This window comes from Thalassovita sp. (genome assembly GCF_034670005.1).
Classification (GTDB): domain Bacteria; phylum Pseudomonadota; class Alphaproteobacteria; order Rhodobacterales; family Rhodobacteraceae; genus Thalassobius.
Genome location: NZ_JAXMOH010000011.1, coordinates 87557 through 100984 on the forward strand (window position 1 = coordinate 87557; position 13428 = coordinate 100984).

A 13428-nucleotide genomic window follows, 5' to 3' on the forward strand; every position below is an offset into this window, starting at 1 on the left:
AAATCGGGCCGGGGTCAAATGGGGATTCATCCGAGCGATGAAACTGGCCCGGCTTTCGCCTTTTAACCCTCCTCAACCCCCATCCGGATATGCGCCATGATCTGACCGTGGTCGGAGGCGAGCTTGTTATAGGGTGCCTCAGGGTGCGATCCGTCCGTGATGTGATCGTTGAAGGTACTGAAATATTTCATTTCGCCGATCCGTTTCTTGTAATCGGGATGGAAATGGCGACTTAGGAAAATCTGGTCGATGGATTCGTAGACACCGCCGAAGGCCGCCGTGTAGACCATGTCGCGCATGGATTTGCGCACGAACAGCTTTTCCGCCGAATGCAGCCGCACCCGGTCGACCGCGTCGGTGATCAGCTTGGCCTCTTCACGGGAATAGCGGTCGGCTTCGTGCTGAGCATTGTGGCGCAGCATCCAAGCATAGTTGATGAACGGGATTTCACCCGCGACGATTTCGGAGCTGACCGAATGTTCGCCGTCGTTGAAATCGCCAAGCGCGATGACCGGACGGCCCATGTCCAGTTCGGCCAGAATGGCGCGGCGCAGCACCCAGGCTTCGGCCATGCGGCGCAACGCGCTGCCCAGGCTGCCCATTGCACGGCCCGCCGGGTCATAGCGGGTCAGGTCCGCTTCGGGCGCGAAGGGCGCGCCGGGCGGCTTGATATATTCGCCCAGTTTCGATTTGAAATGGCAACAGAAAACGGTGACCACCTGACCTCCGATCGGGACCCGAACCTTGAGGATCGGGCGCGATAGGCGGGAAATCGTATAGTGACCTGCATCTTCGCCGGTCAGTTCGCGGAACGGGATGGTGAGAGGGTGATCAAGGTCCTGAATGATCTCAGGGTCTTCGGCAAAGCCCATGCGCGACAGGATGGCAACGCCCGGGCGACGTTGCCCCGGCACGCCGGTATCGTTGCTGTTGGGGGCAAAGGCCAACGCGGCATCGCGGTAAGGCGTATAGCCCAATTTTCTGAATATCGCCTTTTTGTGATAGCGTTTCGACGCGTCGGGGATCACTGCGGCGTTATAGGCCTCACCCCGGATATCGGCCTCTTCGATCACCTCGCGCAGGGCGGCTTCCTCGAACACTTCCTGAAACCCGACGATATCGGCGTCCATGGTCAGAACCTGATCAGCGACCCAGTCGAGTTTCCAGGCGTATTCTTCCTGCGTGTAGGTCTGGAACTGATAATATTCCTGCTCGGCACCGATCAGGTTTTTGATATTGAAACTGGCGATGGTGAAATGGGTCATGGGAATGGGGCCTGTCAAAAAGGTGGCAGTCTGCGGCAGCAGATGCGTTGGCCCCAGACAACCGCGAAACAGCTTTGCAATCAAGCCGGGGGCGCCTAAATTGACGGCGGATGCCTGTTTGAAGGTATCGCAATTCCCAATGGGCGAACAAAGAAACCGGGTTGCTGTCTGCCGCCGGACGGACGCTTGATCATAGCGGGCCGTGTCAGGCGTGATCCTGCAAAGCCTGAATGAACATGGCCGGGTCCACATTGCCGCCTGAAGCGATCGCGATCACCGTGGCACCCTCGATTTCGTCGCGATGAAACAGCGCTGCCGCCAACGCAGCCGCGCCCCCCGGTTCGATCACGATCTTCAACCGCAAGAAGGCCAATGCCATGGCACGCAGGCAGTCTGTGTCGCTGACCGCGATGCCGCTACCGCAAAGCCGCTGCATGATCGGGAAGGTCAGATCGCCCGGCTGCGGCGTGATGATCGCGTCGCAGATTGAGCCGGAAAGCCGCGGATTGCGTTCGATATGGCCGCTGGCAATCGACCGTTTCACATCGTCGAACCCTTCGGGTTCGCAGGGGCGCACGACCATTTCGGGCGCGTATTTTTCCAGCGCCAGCGCCACGCCCGAGGTCAACCCGCCGCCGCCGCAAGGGATCAGGACTTCGGCCTGCTCAACGCCATACACGGAGGCTTGTTGCGCGATTTCCAGACCCGCTGTTCCCTGACCCGCGATCACCTGCGGGTCGTCGAAGGGCTTGATCAGGACCAATCCGCGGTCTTCTGCCAATGCTGCCCCGAGCGCGTCGCGGTCTTCGGTCGTGCGGTCATATAGCACCACTTCGGCACCCAATGCGCGGGTGTTGTCGATTTTCAGCTTTGGGGCGTCGGAAGGCATCACGATCACCGCCGGTACGCCATGCTGTTGAGCGGCATAAGCCACGCCCTGAGCATGGTTGCCGCTGGAAAAGGCGATCACACCACGGGAGCGGGTTTCGGGATCAAGCGCCGACAGCGCAGACCAGCCGCCACGAAATTTGAAGCTGCCGGTATGTTGCAGGCATTCGGGTTTCACGAAAACCCGGCGCCCGGCAATGTCATCGAGAAACGGCGACGACAGTAGCGGGGTTTGCCGGGCATGTCCCGAGAGCCGTTCTGCGGCGGCTTCGATCATGTCGATATTCATTGCTTTATGCCTGCTTCAGTTTTTCCAGCCAATCCGACAGGGCAACTTGCGCTTCGGCTTCGTCCAGAAACGGAATATGCGCCCGGTCGGGAACATGGGCAACGATCAGATCAGGATTGCGCCGCTTCATCTCCGCAACTGTTTCAAAACTGAGCAGGTCGGAATTTGCACCGTGGATAATGGCGCAGGGCAGCGGAGCGATTGCGTCGAAATAGGGCCAGAGATCGGCCGTACCGGTCGCTCCGGCCTCGATCACCGCGTCGCGCAGTTTCGGATCATAGTTCAGCCTGACACCTTCTGGGGTCTCGACATGGGTATGGGTGACCTCCTTGCGCCAGCGGTTCAGCGGGACACCGGGGAAAAGCGGTTCCATCGCCTTTTTGCGCATGGCGGCGGCTTCGTCAAAATCCTTGAAATCCGGATGGCGGCCAAGATGGCCCATGATGTAATCAAGTCCGCCAGTTTCCAGTACCGGGCCGATATCGTTCAGACAGATGCCCAGCAACCGATCCTTGGCAACCGCTGCCAATCCCATCGAAATCAGTCCGCCACGCGAGGTGCCGAGGATCGCGGTCTTGTCGATGCCGAGGTGATCGAGCAATTCCAGCGCATCCTTGGATTCACGCGGGACGTTGTAGCTGAGATAATCTTCAGCCCAGTCCGATTGGCCGCGACCACGATAATCGAGCCGGATCATCCGGTATCCAGCCAGTTGCGGCGCGACAAAATCGAAATCGCGTGCGTTTCGGGTCAGTCCCGACAGGCACAAAACCGGCATGCCCTGCCCTTGGTCTTCGTAATGCAGGGACAGGCCGTCAGAGGTGGTAAATCGGGGCATCAGGACCTCGCTAAATCGGGGATCTGGGTCAAATCTGTCAAGACATGGTCGGGGGTGGAATGCAGTCGATCCATCGGGTCACCGGCGCGATTCACCCAAGCGGTGACAAAGCCATAGCCGCCCGCCGCCGCCGCATCCCAGCCGTTTGAGGACACGAACAACGCCTGTTCATTGCTGCAGCCAAAGCGTTGGCCGACAAGTTCATAGACCGCTGGGGCGGGTTTGAAGATGCCAACGCTTTCAACTGACAGCACATCGTCGAGCAGATCGCCAATCCCGGCGCTGTCTACCGCACCCTGAAGCATGTCCGGCGACCCGTTCGACAGGATCGCGGTATTCAGTCCGGCTGCTTTCAGATCGGCTAGCATCTTCGGTACTTCCGGATATGCCTGCAATTGCCAATACAGAGCCAGCAGTCGTTCGCGCAGGTCGGTATCGCCTTGCAATCCGCAGGCTTCCAATGCCCAGTCGAGGCCATCTTGGGTGACTTGCCAGAAATCGGTGTGATTGCCGGTCAGGGCACGCATCCAGCTGTACTGCAACTGCTTTAGGCGCCAGTATTCGGCCAGTTTGGGCCAGGTTTCAGCCAATTTGTCACCTCCCGGCCCGGCGGCAGCCTGCCGTGCGGCGGCAGCGACGTCGAACAAAGTTCCGTAGGCGTCGAATACGCACGTTGTAATCTTCATGAAGATTTCCTCCCTTCTGCAACGTTTGCACTTCTGACACGTCAGCGAAAGATCGGAGTTTTACGTAGTAGTACGTTTGCAGTTCAGGACCGGTCTGATCAACTACTGGACGCGATCCGGGCAGATTTGCAATCGCGTTCGGCTGCGGTTAGGCTTGCTCCATCATCCAGAGCACCCGCCTGACCAGATACGGCGGCCTCATTTTCCAATCCCCCCACATCACAGGACATTCAATGACTCAGGTTAAAACGGGAGACACCGTTCGTATTCACTATACCGGCACTTTGGCAGATGGATCGGTTTTCGACAGTTCAGAAGGTCGGGAACCGCTGGAATTCCAGGTTGATGCCGGGCAGATCATTCCGGGACTCGACGCGGCGATGCCGGGGATGAAGGTCGGTGACAAGAAAGTTGTCGAAGTGCCTTGCGACCAAGCCTATGGCGAAGCCAATCCACAGGCCGTTCAGGCCGTGCCACGCACCGAAATTCCCGCTGATCTGCCGCTTGAGGTCGGATCCCAGCTGCAGGTACAGACCGCTGATGGTCAGGTATTGCCGGTCACCATCGCCGAAGTGACCGACGAAACAGTGACGCTGGACGCCAATCATCCGCTGGCCGGCGAAGCACTGACCTTTGCCATCGAACTGGTCAGCATCGCCTGAGCGGGGCATTCCTGCTTCATCGGGTTCGATCGGAAAACCGAGTTACGTTTGCAAGCGTCGTAAAGGCGTTTCCGCAAGGCGCGTAAGCGCCTTGCTTTTTGCCTGCTTCCATCCGAAACGAACCAGCGCGGCGTTGGGCGAAAGACTTGGTTTGCAGTCAAGCTGTGCTAGGCTAGCCAATCAACCTGACGTGAGGCACCCAAATGAGCAACAAAACCGAAACCCTTCTTGAGCGTATCCGCGAGTTGCAGGAACAGGTCGAGGTGGAGCTAGCCAAGCGTCGCCGCGCGTTCCGGTATGAGCTGGAAAACGGGCGCGTGGTTTTTGACGAAGAGGTGCGCAAGCAGCACCGGCTATTGCGGGTGACGCTGCTGCGCTTTCTGGCCCGGACAAGGCCGTTGGTGGTGCTGTCCGCGCCGGTGATCTATGCGTTGATCGTGCCCTTTGCCATTCTGGACCTGTTCGTGACCATCTACCACGCGATCTGTTTCCCGGTTTACGGCATCCCCAAGGTGCGGCGCCGCGATCATATACGGTTAGATCGTCAACATCTGGCCTATCTCAACGGATTGCAAAAGCTGAACTGTATTTATTGCGGATATTGCAACGGGGTAATCGGTTATACCCGTGAAATCGCTGGCCGGACCGAAGCTTATTGGTGCCCGATCAAACATTCCGACCGGATCGAAGCCCCGCATGACTACTACACCGGCTTCGTGGATTATGGCGATGGTGAACGCTTTCAAGCCGGCCTGGCAAAATCGCGCCGTGAATTGAAAGATTTGGAATGACGCTACGGGTTTGGCAAGGGGGCTGCCATTGTGGTTTCATTTGCTTTGAGGTCACCGCAGATATTGATCATGTTCGGGTCTGCGATTGTTCGATCTGTCATCAGCGCGGAGCGCTGATTTTCCGGGTTCCAGAAGCGGCGTTGGTTTTACATAGCCCGGGTCTGGACGATTTGCGCCAGTATGAATGGGGCAGCCATACGGCAAAAGACTATTTCTGTCCGCATTGCGGTATCTTGCCGTTTCGCCGGCCTTCGGCCCCGTCGCCGCAGGAACGCCAAGAAGGGGGGCAGAGGTTTTATGGCTGGGCGGTCAACACCCGCTGCCTGACCGGGTTCGACCCGGTCTCGGTGTCAGTCGTGCGGGTGCATGGCAGTGAGATCGTGGTCGACTAGATTCTGACCCCACAAACGGAATTCACAAGACCATCGTATTTTTCTTCACCTCCGGTTTGGAGGTGAGGCATGGCGCGCTTTGATCTGATCGCTACGCATAGCGCGGGCGGGGACAAATCCCCGCCCAGCGAGACAAGAAAGCGCAGCGCCCGGTAGAGCCGGTGACTATCGCCAAGCAGCTATCGAACCGCCGGTCTCACCGCTTCTTCGAGACTATGGATGCGATTTTGTGATTTCGCTTCCCAGACCACTCCAGCAGACCTTACGGCCCTGCAAAAATGTTGCCCAACATTTTACCACGCACAGATGCCTGACGTTCGTTCGAAGCCTCGAATTCTTTGACCTCGGCGCGTGCCACGACCTGATGATGCACCTCGTCCGGCCCGTCAGCAAACCGCAGGGTGCGCTGGCCGGTATACATGCCCGACAGTGGCGTCCATTGCGACAGACCCGTCGCGCCATGCACCTGCATTGCCGCGTCGATGATTTCGCATGCCTTTTCGGGCACCATCGCTTTGATCATCGACACCCAAATGCGGGCTTCCTTGTTGCCCAGCAGGTCCATCGCCTTGGCGGCCTTCAGAACCATCAGGCGCATTGCCTCGATATCGATCCGGGCGCGGCTGATGGTTTCCATGTTCTTGCCCAGATCGACGATCCGCTTGCCAAAGGCTTCACGGCTGACACCGCGCGCAATCAACATTTCCAGTGCGCTTTCAGCGGCACCAATCGACCGCATGCAGTGGTGAATCCGGCCCGGCCCCAGGCGAACCTGGCTGATCTCAAAGCCACGGCCTTCACCCCACAGAATGTTTTCCTCGGGTACACGCACATCGGTGAAGCGAATATGCATATGGCCGTGCGGCGCATCGTCGTGACCGAACACATGCATCGGGCCAAGGACCTCAACGCCCGGCGTATCCATCGGTACCAGAATTTGGCTCTGTTGACGGAAGGTTTCAGCGTCAGGCGACGTCTTGGCCATCACGATCATGATCTTGCAGCGCGGATCGCCGGCGCCGGAAATATAGTATTTCTCGCCGTTGATCACCCATTCGCCGTTTTTCAAAACCGCGCTGGTGGAGATATTGCGCGCATCGGAAGATGCAACATTCGGTTCGGTCATCGCAAAGGCAGACCGGATTTCACCAGCCAGCAGCGGCTTGAGCCACTGTTCTTTCTGCTCTGGCGTACCGACACGTTCCAGCACTTCCATATTGCCGGTATCGGGTGCCGAGCAATTCAGCGATTCCGGTGCCAGCGGGTTCTTGCCCAGCTCGGCAGCGATATAGGCATAATCGAGATTTGACAGACCCTCGCCGGTTTCAGCGTTGGGCAGGAAGAAGTTCCAAAGCCCGGCATCGCGAGCCTTTTGCTTGACGCTTTCCAGCAGTTCCAGTTGACCCGGCGCATAAGACCAGCGATCAGCCCGGCCTTCGCCAAGTTCGAAGAATTCCTTGGTGATGGGTTCGACGTTTTCCTGAATATGCTTGATCACGGCATCCAGCAAAGGCCGGGCCTTTTCGGACATTTCCAGGTTGTTCATGTTGTCTGCGGTTTGTACCATTCAGCGCTCCAGTATCAGTATCGGCAGCCTTGGCGCCCGATATATTTGTGGCTATGTCAGTTGCGGGTTGGCGTTTGAGATCCCGGCGCAGCGCGGCCCATTCCGGACCAACCTTTTTGGCGTGCCGCAGTCCTCTCCGAAGATCGCGTTCAACTCTCCCTCCCATCGGATCGGTTTACCGAAACATCGGCGCAAGATAGTGACGCGCCAGAGCTGCTTCGGATTGTGACCCTCGTAGTCATAGTGCCTCAAGTCACACCGTTTATGAAATTTATTTTGATAATTGGAGCCATTCACGGCAGTTATAATACTGCGCGACGACAACCCCGGTGGAAACCGTGCCTGGAATTTTATTGAAATCCCCTGATCCGCAGCCATCCCGTTGCGAAACCCGACTATGTCAATCGCCCAGTACCATCGGCAAGTCTTTGATCAGGTCGAACAGCCAGACAATCGCAGCGTCGCCGTTGGAGCGCACATGCCTGTGCAGCCTGACCTCCATCGGGGCAAGGTCGATGGGCAGAGGCAGCACCTCCAGATTCAGCGCCCGTGCCCACCCCGCGGTAACCGTGACCGCAAGGTCAGAATCCTGCACCAAAGTATTGACCGCCAGATAGCTTTGAAGTTGAAAGATAATATTTCTTTTCAGTCTCATACGCCGAAGCGCAATATCAATCGCCCCCCGGCCCCGGGGCCGACCCGACACATGCACGTGGCCCAAAGCCAGATAACTATCGAGGGTAAAGTCCTTCTGCAAAGCGGGGTGCCCCTTGCGGACCGCGCAGACGAAATGTTCCGAACGCAGGGTATGGCTGATCAGATCGGCATTATCGTTGATCGGGATATCGATCGCCAGATCGACATGTCCGCGTTCCAATGTATGACGCAGTTCGGCGCGTGGCACCCGGAAACTGTGCAGCGTTGTCGCGGGCGCTTCTGTTTGCAATGCTCTGCCGATCAGCGGCAGAAAGCTTGCCTCGTTGAAATCCAACATGCTGATCTGGAACCGCCGGTCACTGGCAGCAGGGTTGAAAAACACCGCTGGCTGAGCCGCGATCTGTAGCGATTGAAGCGCTTCCCCGACCCGACCGGCAATGCTTTCGGCAAAGGCGGTGGGCTGCATGCCGCTACTGGTGCGAATAAACAACGGATCCTTGAAATTGGTCCGCAGGCGCGCCAGCGCATTGCTAACTGCAGGCTGTGTGATCGACAGCCGGTCCGCTGCGCGGGTCAGGTTGCGTTCGGCATAGATGGTGTCGAAGACAACGAACAGATTTAGGTCTATCTGCGTCAGTTTCACCGGGCCAGCCCCATTTATCCTATGAATAGATTCTGTCTAGCGGGTAAATTTGGGTGATGCCAGTGCCTCACCCATAAAGGCCTTCCCGTTGGTCCCCGCCCACCCGATCCTAATCTACAATTGGTATCGGTGATTGATTGCCACTCGCGGAATCGCAAGATAGCGTCGCGTCTGAACAACCAAAGGATCGACAATGACCACCGAACCCCACCTGTTTCAGCCACTGACGCTGCGCGGTGTTACGACCCGCAACCGCGTCGTGATTTCCCCGATGTGTCAATATTCCGCGCATGACGGACATATGGAAGATTGGCATCTGGCGCATCTCGGCCGCTTCGCTATGGGTGGGGCCGGAATCATTTTTACAGAAGCCACAGCTGTACAGAAACGGGGCCGGATCACCCACGGATGCCCTGGATTGTGGACCGACAGCCAAATCCCCGGTCATGCGCGCATTGCCCAATTCGCATTGCGGAACGGCGCCATTCCGGCCATCCAACTGGGACATGCGGGCCGTAAGGGCGGCATGCAGCGCCCATGGTTCGGCAACGGTCCTTTGGATGACGCGGACATCGCGCGCGGCGACATGCCCTGGACACCGGTTGGCCCGTCTGCGGTGCCTGTCGCTGAAGGCTGGCCAGAACCACACGCCATGACCAAGGCCGACATCGACGCGTTGCTTGACGACTACGCCTCAGCCACGGCGCGGGCGCTTGCCGCCGGGTATAAGATCGCGGAAATTCACGGCGCGCATGGCTATCTGGTTCACAGTTTCCTATCCCCCCTGTCCAATCAGCGGACCGACGAATATGGCGGCGATTTGTCCGGGCGCATGCGGCTGGCGCTGGAAATTGCGCAAAAGGTACGTGCGGTCTGGCCCGACGACCTACCGCTGTTTTTCCGCACCTCTGCTGTCGACGGGCATCCAGACGGCTGGTCGCTTGAGGATACCGTCGTACTGGCCCGCGAACTGAACCGCATCGGGGTCGATGTTATGGACTGTTCTTCCAGCGGGATCGCAGGATCGGCGACATCCTCTAAGGGTCAGAAACGCCAGCCGGGTTTCCAGGTCGGCTATGCGGAACGGGTCCGTAAAGATGCTGACATGACCACCATGGCCGTCGGGCTTATCACCCACCCTCAGCAGGCCGAAAACATTCTGGCTGAGGGAAGCGCGGATTTGATCGCCATCGGCCGCGAAGCGCTGGTCGATCCCAACTGGGCGCTTCATGCGGCGCGTGATCTGGGCCACGATACGATGTTTGAAACCTGGCCCGAACAGTCGGGTTGGTGGCTGGCAGGCCGGCAAAAGACATCTGAATTCTATGTGCCCAAGGGCGACGACGACTCCTGACCCCATTGGTCTCGGCTTCGGCGGGCCGGTTCCGGGCCCCGCTCTAATCGCCAGACATAATTGGCCCGCCATTTCCGAATGGCGGGCCAAGCTTGGTGATCTGACTGGGACCAAACCGGTTTTTTCCCGAAATGGTCCCCACCGGTAGCGTTATCCAACCCTCATCAGGATCAGTGATCGCTGTGCCGCAAATCAGGCCGGCAGACGTTCAAGCGCAGCACCCAGTTTTTCCAAGAGCTCGTCAATCTGAGCGTCATCAATGATCATCGGCGGGCACAGGCCAATCGTTTCATAGATATTGCGCACGATCAGCCCCTGCTCTGCGGCGAGTTTCGCAGCCGTCGCAGCGAGATATCCTGCGGGTTCATAGCTTTTCTTGGTTGCCTTGTCGGCCACCAGCTCGATCCCGGCGATCAAGCCGACACCGCGCACCTCACCCACCATCGGATGATCCGAAAACTTGCGCAATCCCGATTGAAACTTGTCCTCAAGACGCACCACGTTGCCCATCAGATCCTCTTCTTCGATGATCTTGATGTTTTCCAAAGCGACGGCACAAGCCACCGGATTGCCCCCGGCAGTGAAGCCATGACCCAAAGTGCCCAACTGTTCGGTGTAATCAGCGATCACCTGATAAACCTCGTCTGACATCAGGATCGCCGCCAAGGGCATGTAGGACGACGTCAACTGTTTCGATGTCACCAGAATGTCGGGCTTGAAACCGTAGCGTTCGCAGCCAAAGGGTTTGCCGGTGCGGCCGAACCCGTTGATCACCTCGTCCGAGACAAGCAGGATATCATATTTGCGGCACAATGCTTCGATGCCCGGCCAGTAACCTTCGGGCGGGGTCATCACGCCGCCCGCGCCCATCACCGGTTCGCCAATAAAGGCGGCAATGGTTTCAGGACCTTCGGCAAGGATCGTTTCTTCGGCCTCTCTCAGCAGGCGCGCGGTGAACTCCGCCTCGGTCTCACCTTCTTCGGCCCAGCGATAGTAATGCGGGCAGGTCAGGTGAACGACCGGGATCGCGGGCAGATCGAAGCCTTTCTGGTTGCCAGGCAGGCCGGTCAACGAGCCAGAGGCGACAGTGATGCCGTGATAGGCTTTGTTACGCGACAGAAACTTTTTCTTTTCCGGACGACCCAGCATGTTGTTCATGAACCAAACGAACTTCACCACGGTGTCGTTCGCCTCGGAACCCGAGTTGGTATAGAAGACCTTGGTCAAATGTTCCGGCGTGATTTCCACCAGCTTTTCGGACAACAGGATGCCCGGTGCGTGCGCCTTATGGGCAAAGTTCTGATAATAGGGCAGCTCGGCCATTTGCTTGGCCGCCGCCTCGACGAGACGCGGCTGGGAAAACCCGACGCCAACCGACCACAGCCCGGCAAGCCCTTCGAGGTATTTTTTACCCTCGCTGTCATAGACATAGCAACCGTCACCTTTGGTGATGATCATCGGACCCTGCTTTTCGTGCACACGGGCATTTGTGTAGGGGTGCAATTGATGGGCGATGTCGGTTTCTTGCAGCGAATTTGAACGTGTAGTCATCAGGTTCTCCGGTTTCTCGGTGGGCAATTTGCGCCGTGTTCGTAAGCGTTAGGTTCTTCCGGTATAGCCCGAAAGAAATGCAGTAAGTGACATGCTCAGATCAGGCGAGAGGTATCCCCCCTCTTGGATCAGAACTGTTGGCAGGTCCGCCGCGGCAATCATGCTGCCAGCCCGGGTAAATCCGTCGAACGTCACTTCCAGCCCCTTGAGCGGGTCATTTTCGTGCGCATCCAGCCCAAGGGCGACGACAAGCGCATCTGGCGCGAATTCCGCGATCCGGTCAAGGGCGGCCGCGATCGCGTCACACCATCCGTCGTCCGAGGTCGAGCGCGCCAGAGGCATATTGACGTTAAACCCTTCGCCCGCACCGGCCCCGGTTTCATGCTCATAACCGACAAAGAAAGGATAATAGCTTTCCGGCGTGGCGTGAATCGAGATCGTCAACACGTCGTCACGCTCAAAAAAGATGTCCTGGGTCCCGTTCCCATGATGCACGTCGATATCCAGCACAGCGACCTTGCCATATTTTGTTCGCAGCGTTTCCACAGCGATCGCGGTGTTATTCACGATGCAATGCCCGGCCGCGACATCGGCCGAACTGTGATGCCCCGGTGGTCGGCACAGGCCATAGGCGGCATCAGCGCCCTGCAACACGGCCTGCGCGGCGGCATAAGCCGTGGCGGCCCCGGCCAATGCCGCTACCCAGCTATGTTCGCCGATCGGGGCCGAGGTATCGCCAAGATGCCACCCTGCCTTTCCCAGAATATGAGCTGGATAAGTTTTGACCGCGTTCAGCGCATGAACGTTGGGGATCACTTCCTTGCCTGCAGCCGGCAGTGTCTGCCATTCGGTCCACGCCGTTTCCATGAATTTAAGGAAATTTTCGGTATGAACCTTTTCGAGAATCTCTCGCGGGATACCTGCCGAAGGTTCCTCGGTGACGTAGCCAAGCTTCGCCAGCCCCGCCAGAAGCAGATGCGCACGCTCTGCCTGTTCGGCGTTCTGTGCAACCACACCGGCAGAGAGTCGAAACACCGGGTCATGCAATTCGGTAGCGGCCGCATAATAACACTTCATCTGTCAGAGCTTTCTTCATCCGTTTCAAACAATTTGGTCACCGCCTCACGCGCAACGCCGATATGATAGTCAATAGCGGCTATAGCTGCAGCACTATCGCGCGCCTCGATCGCGGCCAAGATGGGTTCATGGGTCTCCGCCATCTTATGGGGGTCGTCATACAGACGTCCGATCACCATAAGCCCCAGTTTGGTTTCATTCGCAATCTGGTCGAAGACCTGCAAATAGCGCGGGTTCCCCGACCCCTCGCATATCAGGCGGTGAAACTGAAGATCGGCATTCACATGCGTGATCATGTCGGTAGCCTTATCTGCCAAACGATAGAGCTCTCTCAACTGAGCCTTGAGACCGGGAAGCGCAGCTTCGGCATTGGTTTCAACCAGCCGGGCGATGGCGGCGGATTCAATCACGATCCGCAGCTCATACAGGTTGTCCATCGTCGCCGCGGACACGGAATGCACAAAAAAACCTCGATTTGTCTTATAGTCGACAAGACCGGAGCTTTCCAACAGCCGCAACGCTTCACGCACCGGCGCGCGGCTCAGGTCCATCTGTCGGGCGATGGTTGATTCGGCCAGCCGGTCACCAGGGGAAAGCCGCCCCGTCAGGATCGCTTCGGCCAGCGACTTCGCCACCTGATCAACCAACCCATCCCGCGTCAGTGGTAAAAAGCCCCCACCCTGATCCTGCAAACCATCGTCACCCTTGCCCATACACCGCCCCTTATCGGCTCAATATTTAGCGCATTTCTCTTTTTGACTATCTGAT

The 13428-nt window shown here is 57.9% G+C and carries 13 protein-coding genes; 4 read left to right on the forward strand and 9 right to left on the reverse strand.

Features of this window, described 5'->3' with window-relative positions:
* Positions 1-62: 62 nt before the first annotated feature.
* The 4 genes from VOI23_RS16260 to VOI23_RS16275 all read right to left on the reverse strand — a co-directional run bounded on the left by VOI23_RS16260 (position 63) and on the right by VOI23_RS16275 (position 3966).
* A complete protein-coding gene (locus VOI23_RS16260) occupies positions 63-1265 on the reverse strand; it encodes an endonuclease/exonuclease/phosphatase family protein (protein WP_323786015.1) in 1203 nt (400 codons plus the stop codon).
* A gap of 205 nt (positions 1266-1470) precedes the next feature.
* Positions 1471-2442 carry a threonine/serine dehydratase gene (locus VOI23_RS16265; RefSeq protein ID WP_323786016.1) on the reverse strand — a complete coding sequence of 324 codons (972 nt, stop codon included), beginning with the start codon at positions 2440-2442 and terminating at the stop codon, positions 1471-1473.
* 4 nt (positions 2443-2446) lie between these two features.
* Positions 2447-3280, reverse strand: a complete 834-nt coding sequence (locus VOI23_RS16270) for an alpha/beta hydrolase (RefSeq protein ID WP_323786017.1) — start codon at positions 3278-3280, stop codon at positions 2447-2449.
* The gene (locus tag VOI23_RS16275; protein WP_323786018.1) at positions 3280-3966 is read right to left on the reverse strand and encodes a haloacid dehalogenase type II; all 687 of its coding nucleotides are present in this window, start codon (positions 3964-3966) and stop codon (positions 3280-3282) included. The genes VOI23_RS16270 and VOI23_RS16275 overlap by 1 nt, the downstream gene beginning before the upstream one ends.
* Positions 3967-4199: 233 nt before the next feature.
* On the opposite strand from VOI23_RS16275, the gene VOI23_RS16280 reads away from it, so the two are divergent.
* The 3 genes from VOI23_RS16280 (at position 4200) to VOI23_RS16290 (ending at position 5811) form a co-directional block, all read left to right on the forward strand.
* On the forward strand, positions 4200-4628 hold the full coding sequence (locus VOI23_RS16280) for a peptidylprolyl isomerase (RefSeq protein WP_323786020.1): 429 nt from the start codon (positions 4200-4202) through the stop codon (positions 4626-4628).
* Between the two features lie 203 nt (positions 4629-4831).
* Entirely contained in the window at positions 4832-5419 is a 588-nt protein-coding gene (locus VOI23_RS16285) for a hypothetical protein (RefSeq protein ID WP_323786022.1), read from the forward strand.
* Complete coding sequence (locus VOI23_RS16290) at positions 5416-5811, forward strand: GFA family protein (protein WP_323786023.1); 396 nt, start codon at positions 5416-5418, stop codon at positions 5809-5811. Before VOI23_RS16285 ends, VOI23_RS16290 begins: the two co-directional genes overlap by 4 nt.
* A gap of 262 nt (positions 5812-6073) precedes the next feature.
* Here VOI23_RS16290 and VOI23_RS16295 read toward each other — a convergent pair whose 3' ends face one another.
* Complete coding sequence (locus tag VOI23_RS16295; protein WP_323786075.1) at positions 6074-7357, reverse strand: acyl-CoA dehydrogenase family protein; 1284 nt, start codon at positions 7355-7357, stop codon at positions 6074-6076.
* Positions 7358-7778: 421 nt separating this feature from the next.
* Positions 7779-8678: a LysR family transcriptional regulator gene (locus VOI23_RS16300; protein ID WP_323786025.1), complete on the reverse strand. Its 900-nt coding sequence runs from the start codon at positions 8676-8678 to the stop codon at positions 7779-7781.
* A 193-nt stretch (positions 8679-8871) separates the two neighbouring features.
* Between VOI23_RS16300 and VOI23_RS16305 the strand changes: the two genes are divergently transcribed.
* The gene (locus VOI23_RS16305) at positions 8872-10032 is read left to right on the forward strand and encodes an NADH:flavin oxidoreductase/NADH oxidase (RefSeq protein ID WP_323786027.1); all 1161 of its coding nucleotides are present in this window, start codon (positions 8872-8874) and stop codon (positions 10030-10032) included.
* A 192-nt stretch (positions 10033-10224) separates the two neighbouring features.
* On the opposite strand, the gene VOI23_RS16310 is transcribed toward VOI23_RS16305, so the two are convergent.
* The 3 genes from VOI23_RS16310 to VOI23_RS16320 are packed head-to-tail and all read right to left on the reverse strand — an operon-like array spanning position 10225 to position 13373.
* Positions 10225-11583 (reverse strand): aspartate aminotransferase family protein, encoded by a 1359-nt coding sequence (locus VOI23_RS16310; protein ID WP_323786028.1) that lies wholly within the window; start codon positions 11581-11583, stop codon positions 10225-10227.
* Positions 11584-11631: 48 nt separating this feature from the next.
* Complete coding sequence (locus VOI23_RS16315) at positions 11632-12660, reverse strand: histone deacetylase family protein (protein WP_323786029.1); 1029 nt, start codon at positions 12658-12660, stop codon at positions 11632-11634.
* Positions 12657-13373, reverse strand: a complete 717-nt coding sequence (locus VOI23_RS16320) for a GntR family transcriptional regulator (protein WP_323786031.1) — start codon at positions 13371-13373, stop codon at positions 12657-12659. The genes VOI23_RS16315 and VOI23_RS16320 overlap by 4 nt, the downstream gene beginning before the upstream one ends.
* Positions 13374-13428 lie beyond the last annotated feature (55 nt).

Coding starts and splice junctions, on each gene's coding strand:
- VOI23_RS16275 (WP_323786018.1), bottom strand. CDS start 3,966: ATGAAGATTACAACGTGCGTATTCGACGCCTACGGAACTTTGTTCGAC.
- VOI23_RS16265 (WP_323786016.1), bottom strand. CDS start 2,442: ATGAATATCGACATGATCGAAGCCGCCGCAGAACGGCTCTCGGGACAT.
- VOI23_RS16310 (WP_323786028.1), bottom strand. CDS start 11,583: ATGACTACACGTTCAAATTCGCTGCAAGAAACCGACATCGCCCATCAA.
- VOI23_RS16320 (WP_323786031.1), bottom strand. CDS start 13,373: ATGGGCAAGGGTGACGATGGTTTGCAGGATCAGGGTGGGGGCTTTTTA.
- VOI23_RS16270 (WP_323786017.1), bottom strand. CDS start 3,280: ATGCCCCGATTTACCACCTCTGACGGCCTGTCCCTGCATTACGAAGAC.
- VOI23_RS16290 (WP_323786023.1), top strand. CDS start 5,416: ATGACGCTACGGGTTTGGCAAGGGGGCTGCCATTGTGGTTTCATTTGC.
- VOI23_RS16260 (WP_323786015.1), bottom strand. CDS start 1,265: ATGACCCATTTCACCATCGCCAGTTTCAATATCAAAAACCTGATCGGT.
- VOI23_RS16305 (WP_323786027.1), top strand. CDS start 8,872: ATGACCACCGAACCCCACCTGTTTCAGCCACTGACGCTGCGCGGTGTT.
- VOI23_RS16295 (WP_323786075.1), bottom strand. CDS start 7,357: ATGAACAACCTGGAAATGTCCGAAAAGGCCCGGCCTTTGCTGGATGCC.
- VOI23_RS16315 (WP_323786029.1), bottom strand. CDS start 12,660: ATGAAGTGTTATTATGCGGCCGCTACCGAATTGCATGACCCGGTGTTT.
- VOI23_RS16285 (WP_323786022.1), top strand. CDS start 4,832: ATGAGCAACAAAACCGAAACCCTTCTTGAGCGTATCCGCGAGTTGCAG.
- VOI23_RS16280 (WP_323786020.1), top strand. CDS start 4,200: ATGACTCAGGTTAAAACGGGAGACACCGTTCGTATTCACTATACCGGC.